Here is a 19900-nt window from a genome sequence, read left to right as displayed (position 1 = left end):
ATCAGGGCGGTTGGAATCAGAGCAGATACGGGCGGGCGGCGGATCGAAGCTTGGCAACAGTCCGGCTTATTCAAACGATTTTGGATCAAGCGCAAAGCGGGCAACATTGCCCTGAGCGCGGCGTTTGAGATCAAAGGGTCGCCCGCCGATGGTCAGTTGGGTGGCAGCGGCATTGCCGATGACAAATTTGTAGGGCGGCTCACCTTCCAGCACGCGCCGGTCGCCGGAGCGCATCTCGCCGTTGAGCACAACCCGTCCATTGGCGGCCCGCACATCAACCCACGAGGTGCCGACAAACTCCAGCACGACTTCTGTTGAGGTGGGCGGCGGTGCCGCCGTCTCAGCGGCAGGTTTTTTATCGGGCGGATCGGCGTCCTCCTGATCGGCGTCGCGTTCCTCATCAACCAGCGCGGCGGGTTGACTCGGCACCTTAGCCAGGGTCGTTGCCGCAACGAGGGTTTCAACTGGCGCGGGCACGGCGGCAGCCGTTGGTGTCAACGCGGGCGTCTCGGTCGCAGCGGTGGCTGGCGCGGGCGTATTGCGCAGTGGAATGCTCTCCGGCGGCGCGGCCTGCACCGTCTCCGTCTCCGAGGCAGCGGCTGTATTCGCTGCTGCATCAGTTTGCGTCGAGAGCGAGAGCACATCGCTTGCTTGCTCGGCGGCCGTCTGAGCACGAATCCACAGCGTCGCCGCGCCGATAATCACTCCCAGCAACACCACACCGAACAGCCAAATCCAGCGTCCGCTTGACCCGAACGAGTGCGGCATATCCGGCGGCGTCAAAGCGGGAGTCAAGGTCAATTCACGCGGCGGGGAGAGACGGCGATAGGCGTCGAGAATTGGCGTCGGATCGGCCCCGAGCAAGCGGGCATAATTTTTGAGATAGCCGACCACGAACACCGGCGCGGGCAGGGCGTCGTACTGATCGCCCTCAATCGCCTCCACGACCGCATGCTGAAGATGCAACTGTGCGGCCACGCGCTCGATGTCGAGTTTTCGCGCCTCGCGCAACGCCCGCAGATGACTCCCCGGACTGGGGAGCGACTCCGGCGCAGGGGCGGCATCCGCGTCAGCATCAGCAGGGGTGTGGATCGATAAACTCATGGCGTCATCAATATTTGGTGTTCAATGGGCGGTATCACAGTCACTGGCGGTCGCGCCGTCAGCGCCGCTGCGCCGGTGGGATGCGGGCGGTTCAGGCTAGGGCGCACGACCGGCAGCAGCGGGCGCAGCCGGAAAATTGCTATCGAGCGCATTGCGATAAAACGCCGCCCGTTTGCGATTGCCGAGCGCCTGTTCAGCCTCGGCACCGACTTGCAGCGCGATGCGGGAATCCGACGGCAGCCGCACCGTGTCCGGCTTAAAATAACGGTCAATATAATCCTTAGCGACTTTGGCATCGCCGCGTTTGAGCGCCTGTTGCGCCAAGCTCGCCAGCGGTGCGCCGAAATTTGGGTTGCCCAGCAAGGCAGCGCGATAATGGGTTTCGGCTTTGGTCGGATCGCCGGCTTCTAGCGCACAGTTGCCAGCATTAGTCAGCGCAATCCAGGGCGTTGGATACACCGGATTTTTCGACGCCTTGACAAACTGCGCATCAGCCTCGGCATAGCGGCGTTGATTGCACAAAAACGAACCATAGGCGTTGAGCACATCGGGATTATTCGGCGCGAGCTTCATCGCCCGTGCATAATGATCCGCCGCCTCATCGGTCTGGCGCAGTTGTTCGAGCAAAAACGCCAGCCACACATGCGCCGGGGCATAGCTTTTATCGGTCTTGACCGCCTGTTGCGCTCGGCGCAAAGCGACCTCGGTCTGACCGAGACGATGATATTCCTTCGCCAACGCCACATAGAGTTCGGCTGGGCTATCTTGCTGCGCCAAACCCAATTCCGTCGCCCCGCTCGCTGAGCGCGTGCTCTGACCGCCACAGGCCAGCAGCGACCAAGCACCAACGACGCTCACCGCGACCCGCACCGCGTTGCTTATGGACTGCATCGCGCCTCCCGCTGGGTATCCAGTGTCACGCGCAACCGCTCGCGCCGTCCCGTGCGATCCTCGACCCGCCCGACCAATTGCCCGCAGGCCGCTGCGATCTCATCGCCGCGTGTTTTGCGCGTCATGGTAAAAATCCCCGAACGCGCCAATCGCGCCCGGAACGCCTCAACCCGTTCCGGCGGTGAAGTGCCAAACGCACTGCCGCTGAACGGATTAAACGGAATCAGATTGACTTTCGACGGCACGCCTTCGAGCAAGCGGATCAACTGCTTGGCGTGCGCCAGACTGTCGTTGATGCCGTCGAGCATGACATATTCCCAAGTCACTTTGCGCCGCGTGTCACCCGCGACATAGTGCTTACATGCTGGAATCAGCTCGGCGAGCGGATATTTGCGATTGATCGGCATGAGTTCATCGCGCAGGGCATCGGTCGGTGCGTGCAGCGAGACGGCCAGCGACACCTCACTGACTTCGCGCAACCGATAGATATTCGGCACAATGCCCGACGTGCTCAGGGTCACGCGCTGTTTGGCCAGCATATAGGCCAGATCATCCTGCATGATGTTCATGGCCGTCACCGCCGCCTCAAAATTGGCCAGCGGTTCACCCATGCCCATCATCACTACATTGGTTGGCGCAACACCGAGTTGACGCGCCGCCTGCCACACCTGACCGATGATCTCGCCGACGCTCAGATTGCGATTAAACCCCTGCTGCGCTGTAGCACAGAAGGCGCATTCCAGCGCACAGCCGACCTGCGAGGACACGCAGAGCGTGCGGCGCTTGCCTTCGGGGATAAACACCGTCTCGACGCGCTGACCGTCGTCGAGTTCCAGCACCCATTTGATCGTCCCATCAGCGGACGGATGGGACTGCAACACCTGCGGCACGCGGATCGCGACCTGTTCGCGGAGCACCGTGCGCAGTGCTTTGGGCAGATCGGTCATGGCGTCAAATTCGCTGACGCCGTGTTTATGGAGCCATTTGAACAGATTGCGCCCATGAAACGCCTTAAATCCCAGCCCAGTCAGCAGCGACTCACACCCCGCAAGATCGAGGTCGAGCAGATTCAACGGGCGCGACGCGGTGCGCATGGTGCGGCGGGACGGCGAGCAGTTCAGCGGGTGCGCGGGCAGACGCCTTCGGGGAAGAAGAAGGCGATCTCCACGGCGGCATTGTCCGGTGAATCCGAACCGTGCGCGGCATTTTCGGTGAACGAGTCAGCGAAATCCGCCCGAATCGTGCCCGGCGCGGCCTGTGCTGGATTGGTTGCACCCATAATCTCACGGTTTTTGGCAACCGCGTCCTCACCTTCGAGCACCTGCACCATCACCGGGCCAGAAATCATAAAATCGACCAGTTCATCAAAGAACGGTTTGCCCTGATGAATCGCATAAAACGCGCTGGCTTGCTCGCGGCTCATGTGCAACATGCGGGCAGCGACGATCTTGAGTCCAGCGGTCTCAAAGCGGCCGAGAATGGCACCAATGGCATCTTTGGCAACAGCATTCGGTTTGATAATAGACAGGGTGCGCTCAATAGCCATACTGGCTCCTAACACTGGGGCATTGATCTGAATGAAAGACTTGGTTTAAGGCGGATTGGAAACGCGCTTGAGAGGCGGCGGGATGCCGTGTGTCTGACAACGGCCCACAGGCGGCTGACAACTCGATTGCCGATCCGGGGCGGCGGATGGTACGCCATCTGCTGTTAGCTGCTGCTCCATTTAACTTGAGCAAACTTGCTCAATGGATTTATCTGCACTTGGTTGACGCGGCGAACCGCCCAACTCAAGCCCGTGACGCTCAGTAGCGCCGGATTCCCTCAATCGATCAAGCTCTCCAAAGGTTTCATCCCCTTGCGGTAAAGCGCCAAACCGAAGCTTGGCCACTTGCAATGTCCTCTATCAGCTCGTCGTTAAACCGCTGTTAGCGGCCTCAAGCAATGCTCATCCTGAGCATCTGTCAACACATTTGAGCAAAAATCAGCGATCAGTTAGCAGCTCCAAGTATCTGTGAGGCAACCGCCACGCGAATACAACGATAAGATTAACGCGCATTGGGTATTGAAACAACCATTTCGGGTACCGACGAGCACGGCAACCGCGTGCGTTCCAGCGAACGGCGCAGTTGCCGAGGCCAGCGATGATCTCATCCATCTTGAACCGACTTACCGCCTACACCTAACCGTATACCTAACCCTGACTGAGGTCGCCATGCACCGGTATGTTGTTACCTTCATCTTTCTACTCTGTCTGCCAGCAACCCTACTGAGCGCCGAGCCAATCCGCGTGTTTGTCACCGTGTTACCGCAACAAACCTTCGTCGAACAGATCGGCGGCGAGCACGTACAGGTCGAGGCGCTGGTCAATGCGGGTTCTAATCCGCACGCTTATGAGCCGACTCCAGGGCAAATGGCGCGACTGGCACAGGCCGATCTTTATTTTCGGATTGGTCTGCCCATTGAAGCAGCATGGATGGAGCGGATTCGCGCCGTTAATCCAACGCTGCGCGTTGTTGATCTCAGCAATGGTATTGCTCGCCGTCGTTTAGAAGCGCATGACCATGACCATGAAGATCAACATGCGCATGAGCATGAACATCAAACCGAAGCCGAGATTGAACCCGATCCACATATTTGGATGAGTCCACTATTAGTGATTCGCTTGACCGAACAGATTGCGCTGACATTAAGCGAATGGGATCCGGCGCACGCGGCTGATTACCAAGCACGGCTGATGCAAACCAGCGCCGAATTAAATGCACTCGATGCCGAGATTCGCGCCCAGTTAGATGTATTACAGCATCGCCGCTTGATGGTCTATCACCCAGCTTGGGGCTATTTCGCCGATGCCTATGGCTTAACCCAGATTCCCATTGAATCCGAAGGCAAAGAACCTGGGCCGCGCTATTTAGCTGCGCTGATTAAACAAGCACGCCGTGACCGAGTGCGCGTGATTCTGGCCCAGCCGCAGCTTTCAACAAAGGCCGCACAACAGGTTGCGCGTGAAATCGGCGGGCGCGTGGCAGTGATTGATACGCTATCGGCGGATTATATCGGTAGCCTGCGTCATCTGGTGCAGGTGCTCACGGCAGTTGATTCGTCACAGCTAGATACGGGTCGCTGAAAGCTGGCGGCTGGACGCTGACTTCCGCGCCGCTTTCGGATCGGCTAATAACGGGCGGTAAATCTCAATGCGGTCGCCTTCTGCGACCGCTTGATCGAGCTTCACCAGCCGACCAAAGATGCCCACTTTATGAGTAGTCTCCAGATCAATTTCGGGGAATTGATCGAGCAGACCGCATTGCTCAAGCGCATCGCGGACACTGGTGCCGGTGCGGACTTCCAGTGCCCGCAGTGCTTGATCAGATGTGCCAACATAGGCCACAGCGATTTGCAAATACTCAGTCACTGTCGATAGACCTCATCGGCACGTTTGCAAAACGCATCGACTAAGGTATTGGCAATTTGATTAAAAACACTGCCAAACGCTTTATCAATCAAGCGCCCAGAAAATTCAAATTCCAATTCCAATTCGACTTTTGAGGCATCGTCGCGCAGTGGCGTAAAGCGCCACGCCCCGACTAATTTCCGAAACGGCCCATCGAGTAAATCAATGTGCATCAAGCGGTCGCGTTCAAACCGATTACAGGTGCTAAAGGTTTGACGAATGCCCATGCGATGCACGCCGATTTGACCGCAGATTTTTTCATCAGTCTCCGAAATGACGCTGGCGCTATCACACCAGGGCAAAAATTGCGGATAGGCTGTCACGTCATAGACGAGATTAAACATACGCGCCGCTGAATACGGCACCAGAGCACTTTTTCTAACAATAGCCACGATGGTTCCGAAACACGATTAAACGGTGAGTGGCGCACGCACAGCGGCGGCGAGGTGTTCGGCCAGGTGTTCGACCTGAACCCGCTCCGCCCCCTCAACCATCACGCGCACCAGTGGTTCCGTGCCCGACGGACGCAACAGCACCCGTCCACGTCCGGCCAATTCCTGCTCGGCAGCCGTCACCGCTGCTTGTACCTCGGGCCGGTCGAGCGCCGCTCGCGGTTGGTCGAGCCGGACATTGATGAGCACCTGTGGATAGCGTTCGACTTCCGTGGCGATGTCTTCGAGCCGCGTGCCGAGTCGGTCGAGCGCCGCCAGCACTTGCAGCGCCGCAACGATGCCATCGCCGGTCGTCGTGCGGTCGCGGCAGATGAGATGCCCCGAAGGTTCGCCGCCGAGAATGCCATCCTGTGCCTTGAGCCGCTCCATGATGTAGCGGTCGCCGACCTGTGTCCGCGCAAAGCCGATACCGAGCCGCTTGAGCGCGTGTTCAACGCCGAGATTGCTCATCAACGTCCCGACCACATCGCCGCGCATGGCGCCACTGAGTAGACGCGATTTGGCGATCACGTACAGTAGTTGATCGCCGTCGATCAGGGTGCCGTGCGCATCGACCATCAACACGCGGTCGCCGTCGCCATCGAAGGCGATGCCGAGATCCGCGCCCTCGCGTACCACCGTCTCACACAGCGCGTTCGGTGCGGTCGAACCGACGCCCTGATTGATGTTAAAACCATCCGGTTCGGTGCCCAGCCGGATGACCTCAGCGCCCAATTCCTCGAACACAAATGGTGCGGTATTGTAGGTCGCACCGTGAGCGCAATCGACGACCACTTTTAGCCCGCGAAAATTCATACACGCCGGAATCGTGCTCTTGCAAAACTCGATATAGCGCCCGTTGGCATCATCGATGCGTTTAACTTTGCCGAGTTCGCTCGATGCTACCGTGCGCAACGGCTGGGCGAGTTCAGCTTCAATCGCCAGCTCGACCTCATCGGGGAGCTTATCGCCGTCAGCCGAGAAGAACTTGATGCCATTGTCATCGAACGGATTGTGCGAGGCGGTGATAACAATTCCGGCGCAGGCGCGAAAGGTGCGCGTCAAATACGCAACGCCGGGCGTGGTCATCGGGCCGAGCAGCCGAATATCGACCCCGGCCGCGACCAAACCGGCTTCGAGCGCCGACTCGAACATATAGCCAGAGATGCGCGTATCCTTACCAATCAAGATCTTACCGCGACCCTGCCCGAGCACGCGCCCGGCGGCCCAGCCGAGTTTGAGCACAAAATCCGGCGTGATATGACCGCGACCGACCCGCCCGCGAATGCCATCAGTGCCAAAATACTGGCGCATCGCTCAGTGCTCCCCGGCCGGTCTACCGACCTCAAAGCCATCGTCGCTATCATCTTTCTGTGCATGCTGAGTCGGCACGCGCCGATGCGGCTCATCATCCTCCCAATCACGCGGCGGACGCGGCTCACGTCCGGCCAAAATATCGTCAATCTGTGAAGCGTCGATGGTCTCATATTTCATCAACGCGGCGGCCATCGCGTGCAACTGCTCTAAATGCTCGCGTAATAGATTGAGCGCCCGCACATAATTGCGATCAATAACGCGGCGAATTTCTTCATCAATTAAATGCGAGGTTTCATCAGAGACGCTTTTATGCTGCGTGACCGAATGACCCAAAAACACTTCTTGCTCTTCTTCGCTATAGGCTAATGGCCCGAGTCGATCCGATAGCCCCCATTTTGTGACCATATTCCGTGCAATTTCAGTCGCACGATGAATATCATTCTGCGCACCCGTGGTGACGCTATCGGCACCGAAAATTAATTCCTCGGCACAGCGCCCACCGAAGAGACTGGAAATATTACTTTCCAGCCGCTGCTTGCTATAGCTAAAGCGATCATCTTCGGGCAAAAACAGCGTCACGCCGAGCGCCCGCCCACGCGGAATAATGCTGACTTTATGCACCGGATCATGATCGGGCACCAGCCGTCCGACAATCGCGTGACCCGATTCGTGATAGGCCGTCAGGCGCTTTTCCTCTTCGGTCATCACCATTGAGCGGCGTTCTGCGCCCATTAAAATCTTGTCTTTGGCCTGTTCCATGTCGCTCATTTCGACCAATTTTTTATTGGCGCGAGCGGCAAAGAGCGCGGCTTCATTGACCAGATTGGCTAAATCAGCACCGGAAAAGCCCGGCGTGCCGCGTGCCAGAATCGACGCTTTGACATTTTCGGCAGCGGGAATTTTGCGCATGTGAACTTTCAAAATCTGCTCGCGTCCGCGCACATCCGGCAGCGGCACCACGACCTGCCGATCAAAACGCCCGGGCCGCAACAGCGCCGGATCGAGCACATCGGGGCGATTGGTCGCAGCAATCACAATCACGCCCTCATTGCCCTCAAAGCCGTCCATCTCGACTAAAAGCTGATTTAAGGTCTGCTCGCGCTCGTCATGCCCACCGCCGAGACCCGCGCCGCGATGCCGTCCAACGGCGTCGATTTCGTCGATAAAGATGATGCAGGGCGCGTGCTTTTTGGCCTGCTCGAACATATCGCGCACCCGCGATGCGCCGACGCCGACGAACATCTCGACAAAATCCGAGCCGGAAATGGTGAAAAACGGGACTTTAGCTTCACCAGCAATCGCCCGCGCCAGCAGCGTCTTACCCGTCCCGGGCGGGCCAACCATCAGCACGCCTTTGGGGATTTTGCCGCCAAGTTTTTGGAATTTGGCCGGATCTTTAAGAAAATCGACCATCTCGACGACTTCTTCTTTGGCCTCTTCCGCGCCGGCGACATCCTGAAATGTGACCTTGACTTGATCTTCCGAGAGCATCCGCGCTCGACTTTTGCCAAACGACATCGCCCCGCGCCCGCCGGCGCCGCCCTGCATTTGGCGCATGAAAAAGATCCACAGCGCCACTAACAGCAACAGCGGGAACCAGTTAATCAACAGTTGCATCAGCAGCGACTGCTCTTCCGGCGGTGCGGCCTTGATAATGACGTTGTGATTGAGCAGATCGCCGACTAAACCATCATCGCCCGGGCTGTAAGTATGAAACCGCTGACCGGCCTCGGTGACGCCCTCGATCACCCGCCCCTGAATCGTCACTTCCTTCACGCCGCCTTGCTTGACCTGCTCAATAAAATCGGAGTAGTCCAGATCGCGCGGCGTCGAGTGGGTCGCGGTGAAATTATTAAACACGGACATCAGCACAATGGCGATGACCACCCACAGCAGTAAATTTTTCGCCATATCAGTCACGGCTCACGACCCCGTAAAAAAAACGCGACAACGCGGGAAACAACGACGCTCGATGCAGGAATTTTAGGGCCGAAAAAAGCCCTTTGCGACCAAAAACACTTCACGACTCTCAGCGCGTGATGCGTTCGGCTTGCGCGAAGCGACCTGTTTAAAGCTCGCCCGCAGGGTGCGCAGATAGTCATCAAAGCCCGCGCCCTGAAACACTTTGGTAACGAGCGTTCCGCCGGGTTTTAACTGGCTGTGCGCCAGTTCTAAGGCTAATTCAACTAGATACATCGCCCGAGTTTGATCGACAACCGCCGTGCCGGTGATATTCGGGGCCATATCCGAGAGCACGACATCAAGCGGTGCATCGCCGATTGCGTCGCGTAGTGCTGCAACCACCGCTGCTTCCCGAAAATCACCACAGAGCACGCTGACGCCAGCGATTGGCTCCATCGGCAAAATATCCAGCGCCACCACACGCCCAGTTACGCCGACCAATCGCTGGGCAATCTGTGACCAACTGCCCGGCGCTGCACCCAGATCGACCACGCGCATTCCAGATTGGAGAATGCGGTCTTTTTCTTGAATCTCCAGCAGTTTATACGCGGCCCGCGAGCGGTAGCCGTCGCGCTGCACGCGCTGAACATAGGGATCATTGCGATGGCGGTCGAGCCAGCGGCGACTAGATGAACTGCGTGCCATGCGTGTCACTACCAATCTGCGATCAAATAGACCAATAAACTGAACCGGCCCGCCGCAGCGGGCCGCGAATCGGACAGCCTACCACAGGCGCAGCGGCTATCTGCGTGTCTGCAACCCGCTTAGACATCATGTACCCAGGGAAAACGGAAGAGTTCGAGCAGCATTCCCGCCAGACCGCCGCCGAGTAGTCCACCCAAAAAAGCGGACGGAATTTCATCGTGCATCGTCAGACTCGCCAACTGCCAGAACCCAGCCGCTTCCAAGCCGAGCAAGGGCGAGACCACCATCCAGACGCTACCAGCGGCAATCGCGCCCAAAATCGCCATCGTGACGCCCTCGATCAGCTCACAGGGATGCGACTCCATTCCAATGCGCCGCGAGAGCTGAATCCAACCGCGCACGCTGCCAGCGTATAAAATGCCGTTGGCGCTGGTTAAAAAGGCCAGCGCAGCAAAGGTCGAAAACGCATGAGCGTGCCAGGGTTCGGCGATGGCCAGTACCGCGCCGACAAAGGCTCCGGTCACCACGCCGGCGACTAATTTACCGGGAACATGGCGCGTGCAGCGACGCGGAAACGACAGCGTAACGCCCACCACCGCCGCCAACAGCGCGGCAATAACGACTGTATTGGTTAGGCTCGCTTGCGCCGGAGCCAGAATCAACAGTCCCAGACCCGACACGGCACCAACACCCGTGCTAATCAACGCCAACTCACGGGCACCGTAGAGAATCGCGCCCGCGCCGCCAGCCAGTGCAGCGGCGAGTACATAGGACACACTGCCCAATTCAGCCCCGCGTGCCAGTGACAGTAGCCCGATGAACAACGGAGCATAGATCATCCCGATTAGGCTCCAAATAATGCCGCGCACAAAGACCAGTGATAACCGTCGTGGTGCGGCTGATTCGGGCGCAGTGTTCGCGTTCAAGCCTTTGTAGGGACGGGCATGGGCAAATTCGCTGGAACCTTCGGATGACATGCGTAGAACCCCAGAAATGACACGACCACGAAAAACGGGGCCAGCGGCCCCGTTTGCATCCGAACCGATCAGGCGTGGGCGATTAGCCAGCCTTCAGCGTCCAAGAAGCGCACCAGCCGTTGACGTTAATCAGCTTGCCGGGGAAGAGCTGGCAGCCTTTCCACTCATCAGTTGCGCCAGCGGCGTCAGCCTGCATGAACTGGCAGTTAGCGCAGTGCTGTTCTTCCGGCGGCAGACCCGGACGGGCTGCCGAGACGCGCTCGGACTTGGTGGCGTCCTGATTGTACTTCAGGGCAATCGCGGTCGCATCGTCGGCGGACACAGCATTAGCCGGAGCTGAAGCGCGAGCAGTGCCGAAACCGACTAAGTTAATCATCGGGATGGCGGCAGCGGTGCCCAGCATCACTTTGACAGCGTCACGACGGCTCTGGCTGATTGGCTGATCGGACATGAATGTCACTCCTAAATAGAATATCGAGGTGATGAGTTCAACACTTCCGGCAGACAACCGGAAGCCGTTCGGCATTGTGCTACAGCTTGACTGAAAAGGCGAGCCTGTTTGCCGCTTTGAACCGTGCTTTTCAATCAGGCTGCATCCACGCCGCGTTCTGTATCATGGCGCGGATGCGTGCTTTGAAGGTGTTAGCGCAGATAGGTTCCCGCACCAATGTAATGCTTGTTCCAATATGGCGTATCAAGCTGATCGACGCGCACCTGACTGCGCGAGGTCGAGGCATGAACAAAGCGTTGCGGGTCGATCATCAGCCCGACGTGATAATCCGTTGGCCCAGTTTTGAAAAACACCATATCACCCGGTTTTAATTGACTGCGCGGCACCGGATGCGCTGCCCGTTGCTGATCGGCGGCGGTGCGCGGAATCGCTAACCCGGCTTGACGATGGGCATAATGGGTCAGGCCGCTGCAATCAAAGCCTTCTAGCGGTGACTTGCCGCCGTAGACATAGGGCGTGCCGACTTGGGCGAGGGTTTTGCCGACTAATTCAGCGCGGCGGGCGCTCAGTCCGTCATCCTGTCCGCCCTTGCTGGCACAACCAGCTAGAATCGCCAGCGCCAGCAGCCAGAGGCTCAGGTGCAGGAGACGGGGACGTGTGGGGGGCGTGGTTTGAATCTTCATCAATCACTCGCAAACACTGAGCTAGATCACTGGAATTGTTGAATTTTGCGTTTGTAGCGCCGCGACGGGTCGGCTGTCAATCGCGCTGAACCCAGATCGCGGCCGGCTGGTCTTTACGCTACATTGCAGTGCGTTTACAGTGATACGCCACAACACCACTGTGTTTTATGACCTTCCGTTATGGTTGTGCCGCTCTGGAAAGCACATTGCAGGCCAGTGCTGGCGCTTGCGAGTACATAAAAAATGAGCAACACCAAACACTGCCGACTGTTAATTCTCGGTTCTGGCCCCGCCGGTTATACCGCTGCCGTGTATGCCGCCCGCGCCAATCTCAAGCCGGTGCTGGTCACTGGCTTAGAACAGGGCGGCCAATTGATGACGACCACTGAAGTGGATAACTGGGCGGGCGATCCCGACGGGGTGCAAGGCCCGGAGCTGATGGAGCGGATGCGCCGTCATGCCGAACGCTTTGAGACTGAGATCATCTTCGATCACATCCACACCACGGATTTATCCGCTCGCCCGTTCACGCTGATTGGCGATTCGGCGACCTACACCTGTGATGCGCTCATCATCGCCACTGGCGCGAGTGCGCAATATCTGGGGCTGCCGTCAGAACAGACATTTCGCGGGCGCGGCGTTTCGGCCTGCGCGACCTGCGATGGGTTTTTTTATCGCAATCAAAAAGTTGCGGTCATCGGCGGCGGCAACACTGCCGTCGAAGAGGCGCTCTATCTCTCGAACATCGCCTCGGAAGTCACGCTGGTGCATCGCCGTGACACGCTCCGCGCTGAGAAAATCTTGCAGCAACAACTGCTCGATAAAGCTGCAACCGGCAATGTGCGGATTGCGTGGAACCACGTACTCGACGAGGTGCTCGGCGATGCTACCGGCGTCACCGGTATGCGCATCAAGCAGGTGCAAACTGGCGAAACGCAAGAGATTGATTTACAAGGTATCTTTATTGCCATCGGCCACACGCCGAACACGGCGATTTTTGCCGGTCAACTGGAGATGGAAAACGGTTATATCAAAGTCCAGAGCGGCACCCAGGGCAACGCAACCGCGACCTCGGTACCGGGCGTGTTCGCCGCTGGCGATGTGATGGATCAGGTTTACCGGCAAGCGATCACCTCAGCGGGCAGCGGCTGTATGGCGGCGCTCGATGCCGAAAAATATCTCGAGGCGCTCGCGCTCGCCGGACACGCCTGACGCTTGCATCATGTTGACGCTGCTTGATCCATGCGACTGCACGCGCTTTCCCGATCCGGCGCTGGCGCTACGTGAACCGAATGGTTTGCTCGCTGTGGGCGGCGATCTCAGCCCCGAACGTCTGCTCCACGCTTATCGGCGCGGCATTTTTCCCTGGTTCAGTGCCGGCGATCCGATTCTGTGGTGGTCGCCCGATCCGCGTGCGATTTTGCTGCCTGAGCACTTTCACGGCTCGCGCAGTCTGCGCAAACGCTTGCGGCGCAGTACGCTGGTGACGACGCTAGATCGGGATTTTGCCGCTGTGTTGCACGGCTGTGCCGCGCCCCGTGATGCCGAGGGCGGTACCTGGCTGGTGCCGGACATGATCGTCGCTTATCAACGATTGCACGCGCTTGGGCTGGCGCATTCGGTCGAGGTCTGGCAGGACGATATGCTCGTCGGCGGCCTCTATGGGGTGGCGATTGGTCGGGCGTTTTTTGGTGAATCCATGTTTAGCCGTGTTAGCGATGCCTCAAAAATCGCGCTGGCGCGGTTGTGTGAACAGCTACGCGACTGGGGATTCGGGGTGATCGACTGCCAGATGACCACTGCGCATCTGTTGCGCATGGGGGCGCGTGAAGTGTCTCGCGTCGAGTTTTTAACGCGCTTGGCGCATCATGGCTCACGTCCGGGCTATGTCCACAGTTGGGATGATGGCGGCGAGCGTCCGGCCAGTGCCATCCAGATCGTCACGGCGGCTGACGCTTAGAATGCGCGTGATGAAACTCGACACGGGCCAGTTACTATCGCTGTATGTGACGGGCGAACATGACTGCGCGTATCTCGACAGGCAGCAAGCGCGAACGCTGTTTGTCGATCCGCGTGTGCGTCTCGACAGCGAGAGTTATCAGGCGCTTATCGATTGTGGCTTTCGCCGCAGCGGTGCCCATATCTATCGACCGGCTTGTCAGAACTGCACCGCCTGCACACCAGTGCGTTTGCCGGTGGCAGCCTTTGTGCCGAATCGCTCGCAGCGGCGCACCTGGCAGCGCAATGCCGCTGACATCACTTGGCATGACGGCCCGGCTGCATTTTGCGCCGAACATTTCGCGCTGTATCAGCAATATCTACAGGCGCGTCATGCGGACGGCAGCATGGCGGAGGATGCCTCAGAGGACAGCTACCGGCGTTTTTTAATCGACCCCTGGGGTGGAAATACACGCTTGATCGAATTTCGGCTCGGTGGGCGCTTGGTCGGCGTGGCCGTGACCGATCTGCTCCCGCTGGGGTTTTCGGCGGTGTACACCTTCTTCGATCCAGCATTGCGCGAACGGGCACTCGGTACCTTTTGTGTGCTGATGCAGATTCGGATGGCCCAGCTTTTTCGGCGACCGTATCTTTATCTCGGCTACTGGATCAGCGCCTCGCGCAAGATGGTGTACAAAGAACGCTTCCGTCCGATAGAAGCGTGGGATGGGCGGCAGTGGCGGCGTTTTGAGCGCGGGCAGGGGTTGACTGGCAGCTTGGGGCGCACCGGCGCAGGCAGTGCTTGAGAATCCGTGATCGGCTTCGCGTCTTTGGGAGCGAATGTGGTACACTCCTTTGTTTTCAAGGGCTACCCGCGCAATCCAAACCACGCATTTATTATGTCAAAAGACGACGTTATTCAGATGGAAGGCACGGTCACGGAGACCCTGCCAAACACCGTGTTCCGTGTTCAGCTTGAGAACGGTCATACCGTGACTGCGCATATCTCCGGCAAAATGCGCAAGCACTATATCCGCATTCTGACCGGCGATAAGGTCACAGTCGAGCTGACGCCCTATGATTTGACCAAGGGCCGAATCGTTTATCGTGCGCGGTAACAGTCAGCCGCAAGCTGTGTGAGCACAGCGAGATCAACCCACGCCCGCCCGCCCAGATCGCCGGCCAGCACCCGCACGGGTGAATCCGGTTCGCCGAGTTGATCGACCACCAGTGCCGCCGCGCCAAAGTCCTGATCGGCTGTGTAAGCGTTGACGGTGACGACTAGCGCCCGAATCCCCGCCGCCAGCGCCGCCTGTGCGCCGTTGTCTGAGTCCTCAATTGCTAGGCAGTCCTCCGGTTTTAGGTCGAGCTGTTCTAAGGCATAGGTGAAAATATCGGGTGCAGGCTTTTTGTTCGGCACCACATCGCCGGCGGCGATGACTTCAAACCAGCTTGCTAATCCGGGTTCGCCGGCATGTTCGAGCAGCGCGATGACATTCTCCGGCGTGGTGGTGGTCGCAATTGCCAGCCGCACCCCAGCGGCCCGCGCCTCGCGCCAGAGCCGCAACACCCCCGGCCGCAGTGGAATCGCACCCTGACGCAATAGCTTCACGTAGTGTGCGGTTTTATCACGATGCAGCGCCGCAATAGATGCCTCAACATCTACACTTGGGTCGAGCGTGATCCCCGCCCGCTGCATGAAATAGCGGATGCGTTCCTTGCCGCCTGTTACCGCTAACAGCTCCCCATACAGCGCCGGATCCCAGTGCCAATCCAGCCCAGCAGCGGCAAAGGCTGCGTTGAACGCCGGACGATGGCCGTCGCGTTCGGTGTCGGCGATGGTGCCATCGACATCAAAAATCAGTGCTTTTAATCCGTACATGCGCGTTGGCTCCGGTCTGCTGAGGGGGCGGGCGGTTGTGTCATCAAGCATTATTTGATGGTTTGTTAATTCAGCCGCTGAATGCGCAGAAAATCGCAGAATGAAGAGAATTTTTTAAATCTGTTTTAATTCAGCGGTTCATCAGCGAAGCGCAATTTGATTTCTAAAATTTCGTGCTGAATCCGTAAAAAATGATCGAGTAATTGTGGATCAAAATGCCGCCCGCGTTGTTCGTGCATCCAGTCTAAAGTCTGTTTGACTGACCAGGGTTCTTTATACGGACGCGCCGAGGTCAGTGCATCAAATACATCAGCAATCGCTACAATGCGTCCAGCTAATGGAATTGCTTCGCCCGCTAAGTGTTGCGGATAACCATTGCCATCCCAGCGTTCGTGATGGGTAAGTGCAACCGTCCGCGCCAGCGACATTAATGCGCTGTCGCGGCCTCCGAGAATCGCTGCGCCAATTTCTGGATGTTGACGCACGCAGGTAAATTCTTCATCCGTAAGCGGCCCAGGTTTGAGCAAAATGCCATCTGGAATGCCGATTTTGCCAACATCATGCAGCGGCGCAGCACGAAATAGTAGTTCCGTATTTGTTGCGTCTAACTCAGCCGCCCGCGCCAGCAGTCGGCTGTAATGGCTCATGCGTTGTACATGCTGACCAGTCTCGTTGTCGCGGAACTCAGCAGCACGTCCTAATGTATCGAGCAAATCTTGCTGGAGCCGTTCGTTTTCTTGAGTGCGTTCGGCGACACGCTGTTCGAGAACGCGCTGATTCTGAAAAAAAGCGAGATGCGCTCGCACGCGAATTTGTAATTGACGCGGGCTGATCGGCTTTGATAAATAATCAGTTGCGCCGTGTTCAAAGGCGCGGATTTCACAAAATTCGTCATTGTGACTGGTTAAAAAAATAATCGGTATGTGCTGTGTTGTCGGATGAATGCGCAGGGCATGGCAGACAGCATAGCCATCCAGTCCGGGCATGGCTAAATCAAGCAGAATTAAATCCGGGGATGGGTCGCGTTGCGCGAGATTTAAACCGTGTTCGCCGTCTTGTGCCGCCAAAATGCGAAATTCTTCACGTAACGCCGCATCAATAATCGACAGCGTCATCGGGTCATCATCAATAGCCAGCAGCGTTTGACGGGTGGTGAGTGCGTTCCAGTGGAGTGCGGTGCTGGGCGGTCGCATCATCGCAAAATGTGTCCTGTTACAGGGTCAATTCTAAGATCAAGACATCATCTTCAAGCGCAGTCCGGCCCCGATGATAGCGCAAGTCTGCAAGCATGTCGTGTAGCGAACCGCCGCGTTGCCACAGTGTTTGATAGGACGTAAGTAGCCGTTCTAGCCCAAATTGTTCACCATCGGGCGCAGTCGTTTCGAGTACGCCATCACTGACCAAGAGCAGCCGCGCCCCCGGCTCAACCCGCAACGTTTGCAGCCGATCCGGCGCAGCAAATTCAGGCGCAATGCCCAGCGCCAGTGCCCGTGAGGTCAGATGCTCACACGCCCCCGACGGCATAAAGAGCAGCCCTTCCGGCATACTCGCATTCATCAGCCGCAATTGCTGCCGGTCGGCAGATACCTCCGCAAGATAGGCCGCCATAAAGCGTCCTGTTGGGAGCTGTTCGTATAGATGTGTGTCGAGCGTCGCAATCAGCGTTTCCAGCGCATCACCAGCGGCGCAATGACTGTAAAAAATCTGTTTAACCAGTGGCCCGGCTAATGCCGCAATTAAACCATGCCCCGTAAAATCACCCACTAAGACCCATTGCCGATCATCCGGCGTCCAAGCAACTAAACACAAATCACCGCTAGTACGCTCAACCGGCTGCATGAAATACCGAACATAACGTGCATCAAAGCGTCGGTCGGTATGCAATCGCATCAGGCATGCTTCAACCAGCGCCCGCTCTTCGGCTAATTGATTCAGATGCTGTTGTAATGCACAGCGCACCCGCGCTAATTCAAGATGCGTATTTAAGCGAGCGTGCAGCACGGCGGGAACAATGGGTTTTGCCAGATAATCAACCGCGCCTAATGATAAGCCAGTCACTTCATGGCCTTCATAATCCAGAGCAGTTAAAAAAATCAGCGGAATCTGACACCAATCAGGATGCGCTTTAATTCGTCGGCAGGTTTCAAATCCATCAGGATCGGGCATCAAAACATCAAGCAGAATTAAATCTACGCCGGGCGCTTGTTCCAGAATCTCCAATGCCCGTAATCCGCTGTTGGCAACCAGAATGCTGTACTGGGCCTGTAACAGCGCGTCGATCTGGCAGATTACCTCAGGACTATCATCAACAATTAAAATGCGGGGCCGCATCGCTCGCGGCAGCGGAGCAGACGACACCAGCGCATCTGGGTCGTAGTCGTAAGCTGTATCCATTTTACACGCATTGGCAGGGAAACAATCCTCGCGCACTATAATCGAGAGCACCTGCCGCTTCGATGAAGATTCCATGACCTTTTCGGCGATCAGCGACTCGCAGGCAAAAAATCCAGTAACGGCGTGTTGTTTTGGCGGCAGTGCCCTGGCGCTTCCCGTAGTCCTTCAGTTCTGCCGATCCTCAGGGTTTGCCATAAACTGACAGGCGTCACACTTCAACCTGTTGGGGCTTGACAATTGAGAATTTTCAAATCATTCGCGGCGCATCATTGCTAATCTCGTATCCACGAAATCATCTACTCCTCCTGATATCGAGCCGCTCACAGTTTTTTGAGCGGCTTTTTTTGCTTCGCTGACCACTAATTCAAATCGAGACGTCGTGCGCGGCGGATGGAATAATGCACAGTTCCCTCCACCCATCCAGCCCTGAGATTCACGCGATGTCAGACCTCACTTCTACTGCGCCTACTGTCCGCCTCGGCCCGATTCAGCTTGTTTCGGGGGTTACGCGCTGGCAAGCCGCAACGCTGCTGTTTAGCGCCTTTTTTTCCATTGGCTTAATGACTTTTATCGCCATTGGGCAGACTTATATTCTCAACGCGCATCTTGGTATTCCGATTGACCAACAGGGCACAATTAGCGGTAATCTGGTATTTTGGACAGAGATTATTACCCTAGCATTGTTTATTCCGGCCGGGATTTTAATTGATCGCGTCGGGCGGCGGTTAATTTTCGCAGTAGGTTTTCTGCTGCTGGCACTGACCTATGTGCTCTATCCCCTAGCCGGTTCGGTTGATGAACTCTATTTTTATCGCGTCATTTATGCGCTGGGTGTGGTCACTGTGGCGACCGCCTTATCAACGGTGATGGCTGATTATCCCGCCGAATGCTCACGCGGTAAATTAGTTGCAACGGTTGGCTTTCTCAGTGGTTTCGGTATTGTTTTTATCAATCAATTCGTTGGTAGTCTGCCAAAACATTTAACGGCGAATGGCTTTGACACGATAACAGCCGGTTATATAACGCATTACTTGGTTGCAGGAATTGCAAGTGTAGTCGCGGTGCTGGTGTGGTTGGGATTACAAAAAGGCACACCGACGCATCATTCTGAGCGGCCCTCGGTGCGCGATTTATTGACCAGTGGTTTTGCCCAAGCACGCAATCCGCGTATTTTTTTAGCTTATTTGGCAGCCTTTATTGCACGCGGCGATCAAGCAGTCAATGCAACCTTTTTAATTCTTTGGGGTAACTTAGCCGCTCAAGCAGCAGGATTTGATACTGCTGAAGCGATCAAAAACGGTACGATTATTTTTGTACTTGCGCAAGTTGCCGCATTGATCTGGGCCCCAATTATGGGGCCGTTTATGGATCGCATCAATCGCGTAACTGGATTAGCGATTGCGATGGCATTAGCGGCGATTGGCAATTTAGCGGTGATTTGGATGACGGACATCACGCCAAGCGGGGCCTGGTTCTTCTGCGTGCTGCTGGGAATTGGGCAAATCAGCGTGTATTTAGCGTCACAGTCACTGGTTGGACAGGAAGCGCCACCGCATCAGCGTGGTTCGGTGATGGGCGCATTTAATGTCGCTGGTGCGATTGGCATTTTAATTATCACGGCGATTGGTGGGCGGCTATTCGACGGAATTGCTTCCTATGCGCCCTTTGTGCTGGTTGGTGCGATTAACGTCCTGCTATTAGGGTTATGTTTAGTGGTGCGTTTCAACGAAAAGTAAATTGATTTGTAACCACAAAGGGCGCAAAGATTTTTTAA

At 56.9% G+C, this 19900-nt stretch carries 22 protein-coding genes; 7 read left to right on the top strand and 15 right to left on the bottom strand.

Annotated features, from left to right (window positions below; all coding sequences use genetic code 11):
- Positions 1–66: 66 nt before the first annotated feature.
- The 4 genes from BLW10_RS03450 to ndk all read right to left on the bottom strand — a co-directional run bounded on the left by BLW10_RS03450 (position 67) and on the right by ndk (position 3541).
- Positions 67–1104 (bottom strand): RodZ domain-containing protein, encoded by a 1038-nt coding sequence (locus BLW10_RS03450; RefSeq protein WP_091332400.1) that lies wholly within the window; start codon positions 1102–1104, stop codon positions 67–69.
- Between the two features lie 96 nt (positions 1105–1200).
- Positions 1201–1995: a type IV pilus biogenesis/stability protein PilW gene (pilW, locus tag BLW10_RS03445; protein WP_091332399.1), complete on the bottom strand. Its 795-nt coding sequence runs from the start codon at positions 1993–1995 to the stop codon at positions 1201–1203.
- Positions 1983–3089, bottom strand: a complete 1107-nt coding sequence (rlmN, locus tag BLW10_RS03440; RefSeq protein ID WP_091332398.1) for a dual-specificity RNA methyltransferase RlmN — start codon at positions 3087–3089, stop codon at positions 1983–1985. The genes pilW and rlmN overlap by 13 nt, the downstream gene beginning before the upstream one ends.
- A 23-nt stretch (positions 3090–3112) precedes the next feature.
- Entirely contained in the window at positions 3113–3541 is a 429-nt protein-coding gene (gene ndk, locus BLW10_RS03435; protein WP_091332397.1) for a nucleoside-diphosphate kinase, read from the bottom strand.
- A gap of 89 nt (positions 3542–3630) precedes the next feature.
- On the opposite strand from ndk, the gene BLW10_RS13925 reads away from it, so the two are divergent.
- Positions 3631–3807 carry a hypothetical protein gene (locus BLW10_RS13925; protein WP_177168971.1) on the top strand — a complete coding sequence of 59 codons (177 nt, stop codon included), beginning with the start codon at positions 3631–3633 and terminating at the stop codon, positions 3805–3807.
- A 253-nt stretch (positions 3808–4060) separates the two neighbouring features.
- Positions 4061–5122 (top strand): metal ABC transporter solute-binding protein, Zn/Mn family, encoded by a 1062-nt coding sequence (locus BLW10_RS03430; RefSeq protein ID WP_342707500.1) that lies wholly within the window; start codon positions 4061–4063, stop codon positions 5120–5122.
- Here the strand turns inward: BLW10_RS03430 and BLW10_RS03425 are convergent.
- The 8 genes from BLW10_RS03425 to BLW10_RS03390 form a co-directional block, all read right to left on the bottom strand.
- Complete coding sequence (locus BLW10_RS03425) at positions 5105–5407, bottom strand: RnfH family protein (protein WP_091332395.1); 303 nt, start codon at positions 5405–5407, stop codon at positions 5105–5107. The two genes, BLW10_RS03430 and BLW10_RS03425, sit on opposite strands and share 18 nt — an antisense overlap.
- Positions 5404–5838: a type II toxin-antitoxin system RatA family toxin gene (locus BLW10_RS03420; RefSeq protein WP_091332394.1), complete on the bottom strand. Its 435-nt coding sequence runs from the start codon at positions 5836–5838 to the stop codon at positions 5404–5406. Before BLW10_RS03420 ends, BLW10_RS03425 begins: the two co-directional genes overlap by 4 nt.
- An 18-nt stretch (positions 5839–5856) precedes the next feature.
- Positions 5857–7191: a phosphoglucosamine mutase gene (gene glmM / locus BLW10_RS03415; RefSeq protein WP_091332393.1), complete on the bottom strand. Its 1335-nt coding sequence runs from the start codon at positions 7189–7191 to the stop codon at positions 5857–5859.
- Positions 7192–7194: 3 nt separating this feature from the next.
- Entirely contained in the window at positions 7195–9105 is a 1911-nt protein-coding gene (gene ftsH / locus BLW10_RS03410) for an ATP-dependent zinc metalloprotease FtsH (RefSeq protein ID WP_091332392.1), read from the bottom strand.
- Positions 9106–9177: 72 nt separating this feature from the next.
- Positions 9178–9801 (bottom strand): 23S rRNA (uridine(2552)-2'-O)-methyltransferase RlmE, encoded by a 624-nt coding sequence (rlmE, locus tag BLW10_RS03405; protein ID WP_091332391.1) that lies wholly within the window; start codon positions 9799–9801, stop codon positions 9178–9180.
- A 119-nt stretch (positions 9802–9920) separates the two neighbouring features.
- Positions 9921–10778 carry a hypothetical protein gene (locus tag BLW10_RS03400; RefSeq protein WP_091332390.1) on the bottom strand — a complete coding sequence of 286 codons (858 nt, stop codon included), beginning with the start codon at positions 10776–10778 and terminating at the stop codon, positions 9921–9923.
- An 82-nt stretch (positions 10779–10860) separates the two neighbouring features.
- Positions 10861–11229 carry a high-potential iron-sulfur protein gene (locus tag BLW10_RS03395; RefSeq protein ID WP_091332448.1) on the bottom strand — a complete coding sequence of 123 codons (369 nt, stop codon included), beginning with the start codon at positions 11227–11229 and terminating at the stop codon, positions 10861–10863.
- 191 nt (positions 11230–11420) lie between these two features.
- Positions 11421–11912 carry a C40 family peptidase gene (locus tag BLW10_RS03390; RefSeq protein WP_091332389.1) on the bottom strand — a complete coding sequence of 164 codons (492 nt, stop codon included), beginning with the start codon at positions 11910–11912 and terminating at the stop codon, positions 11421–11423.
- A 243-nt stretch (positions 11913–12155) separates the two neighbouring features.
- Here BLW10_RS03390 and trxB point away from each other — a divergent pair, with 243 nt between their 5' ends.
- The 4 genes from trxB (at position 12156) to infA (ending at position 14968) form a co-directional block, all read left to right on the top strand.
- Positions 12156–13124 carry a thioredoxin-disulfide reductase gene (gene trxB / locus BLW10_RS03385; RefSeq protein ID WP_091332388.1) on the top strand — a complete coding sequence of 323 codons (969 nt, stop codon included), beginning with the start codon at positions 12156–12158 and terminating at the stop codon, positions 13122–13124.
- Positions 13125–13134: 10 nt separating this feature from the next.
- A complete protein-coding gene (gene aat, locus BLW10_RS03380; RefSeq protein ID WP_091332387.1) occupies positions 13135–13872 on the top strand; it encodes a leucyl/phenylalanyl-tRNA--protein transferase in 738 nt (245 codons plus the stop codon).
- 10 nt (positions 13873–13882) lie between these two features.
- The gene (locus tag BLW10_RS03375; RefSeq protein WP_218139686.1) at positions 13883–14656 is read left to right on the top strand and encodes an arginyltransferase; all 774 of its coding nucleotides are present in this window, start codon (positions 13883–13885) and stop codon (positions 14654–14656) included.
- A gap of 93 nt (positions 14657–14749) precedes the next feature.
- Positions 14750–14968, top strand: coding sequence for a translation initiation factor IF-1 (gene infA, locus BLW10_RS03370; RefSeq protein WP_012971469.1), 219 nt, complete (start codon positions 14750–14752; stop codon positions 14966–14968).
- Here infA and BLW10_RS03365 read toward each other — a convergent pair.
- From BLW10_RS03365 to BLW10_RS03355, 3 genes are all read right to left on the bottom strand, one after another.
- Positions 14953–15732, bottom strand: coding sequence for an HAD-IA family hydrolase (locus BLW10_RS03365; RefSeq protein WP_091332447.1), 780 nt, complete (start codon positions 15730–15732; stop codon positions 14953–14955). The two genes, infA and BLW10_RS03365, sit on opposite strands and share 16 nt — an antisense overlap.
- A 125-nt stretch (positions 15733–15857) precedes the next feature.
- Positions 15858–16928 carry an HD-GYP domain-containing protein gene (locus BLW10_RS03360; protein WP_245709067.1) on the bottom strand — a complete coding sequence of 357 codons (1071 nt, stop codon included), beginning with the start codon at positions 16926–16928 and terminating at the stop codon, positions 15858–15860.
- A 16-nt stretch (positions 16929–16944) separates the two neighbouring features.
- On the bottom strand, positions 16945–18126 hold the full coding sequence (locus BLW10_RS03355; protein ID WP_177168970.1) for a PP2C family protein-serine/threonine phosphatase: 1182 nt from the start codon (positions 18124–18126) through the stop codon (positions 16945–16947).
- A gap of 440 nt (positions 18127–18566) precedes the next feature.
- Between BLW10_RS03355 and BLW10_RS03350 the strand changes: the two genes are divergently transcribed.
- Complete coding sequence (locus BLW10_RS03350) at positions 18567–19862, top strand: MFS transporter (RefSeq protein WP_091332384.1); 1296 nt, start codon at positions 18567–18569, stop codon at positions 19860–19862.
- Positions 19863–19900: the final 38 nt, after the last annotated feature.

Source organism: Allochromatium warmingii (genome assembly GCF_900107145.1).
Classification (GTDB): domain Bacteria; phylum Pseudomonadota; class Gammaproteobacteria; order Chromatiales; family Chromatiaceae; genus Thermochromatium; species Thermochromatium warmingii.
The sequence above is the reverse complement of the archived record's forward strand: the minus strand, read 5'-3'. Positions and strand labels throughout refer to the sequence as shown.

What these genes read in the sequence shown, in the direction of transcription:
- BLW10_RS03365 (WP_091332447.1), bottom strand. Translation starts at nt 15,732, where the DNA reads ATGTACGGATTAAAAGCACTGATTTTTGATGTCGATGGCACCATCGCC.
- glmM (WP_091332393.1), bottom strand. Translation starts at nt 7,191, where the DNA reads ATGCGCCAGTATTTTGGCACTGATGGCATTCGCGGGCGGGTCGGTCGC.
- rlmE (WP_091332391.1), bottom strand. Translation starts at nt 9,801, where the DNA reads ATGGCACGCAGTTCATCTAGTCGCCGCTGGCTCGACCGCCATCGCAAT.
- aat (WP_091332387.1), top strand. Translation starts at nt 13,135, where the DNA reads ATGTTGACGCTGCTTGATCCATGCGACTGCACGCGCTTTCCCGATCCG.
- BLW10_RS03355 (WP_177168970.1), bottom strand. Translation starts at nt 18,126, where the DNA reads ATGGATACAGCTTACGACTACGACCCAGATGCGCTGGTGTCGTCTGCT.
- pilW (WP_091332399.1), bottom strand. Translation starts at nt 1,995, where the DNA reads ATGCAGTCCATAAGCAACGCGGTGCGGGTCGCGGTGAGCGTCGTTGGT.
- rlmN (WP_091332398.1), bottom strand. Translation starts at nt 3,089, where the DNA reads ATGCGCACCGCGTCGCGCCCGTTGAATCTGCTCGACCTCGATCTTGCG.
- BLW10_RS03375 (WP_218139686.1), top strand. Translation starts at nt 13,883, where the DNA reads ATGAAACTCGACACGGGCCAGTTACTATCGCTGTATGTGACGGGCGAA.
- BLW10_RS03350 (WP_091332384.1), top strand. Translation starts at nt 18,567, where the DNA reads ATGTCAGACCTCACTTCTACTGCGCCTACTGTCCGCCTCGGCCCGATT.
- BLW10_RS03450 (WP_091332400.1), bottom strand. Translation starts at nt 1,104, where the DNA reads ATGAGTTTATCGATCCACACCCCTGCTGATGCTGACGCGGATGCCGCC.
- BLW10_RS03395 (WP_091332448.1), bottom strand. Translation starts at nt 11,229, where the DNA reads ATGTCCGATCAGCCAATCAGCCAGAGCCGTCGTGACGCTGTCAAAGTG.
- BLW10_RS03360 (WP_245709067.1), bottom strand. Translation starts at nt 16,928, where the DNA reads ATGATGCGACCGCCCAGCACCGCACTCCACTGGAACGCACTCACCACC.
- ftsH (WP_091332392.1), bottom strand. Translation starts at nt 9,105, where the DNA reads ATGGCGAAAAATTTACTGCTGTGGGTGGTCATCGCCATTGTGCTGATG.
- BLW10_RS03390 (WP_091332389.1), bottom strand. Translation starts at nt 11,912, where the DNA reads ATGAAGATTCAAACCACGCCCCCCACACGTCCCCGTCTCCTGCACCTG.
- trxB (WP_091332388.1), top strand. Translation starts at nt 12,156, where the DNA reads ATGAGCAACACCAAACACTGCCGACTGTTAATTCTCGGTTCTGGCCCC.
- BLW10_RS03400 (WP_091332390.1), bottom strand. Translation starts at nt 10,778, where the DNA reads ATGTCATCCGAAGGTTCCAGCGAATTTGCCCATGCCCGTCCCTACAAA.
- infA (WP_012971469.1), top strand. Translation starts at nt 14,750, where the DNA reads ATGTCAAAAGACGACGTTATTCAGATGGAAGGCACGGTCACGGAGACC.
- ndk (WP_091332397.1), bottom strand. Translation starts at nt 3,541, where the DNA reads ATGGCTATTGAGCGCACCCTGTCTATTATCAAACCGAATGCTGTTGCC.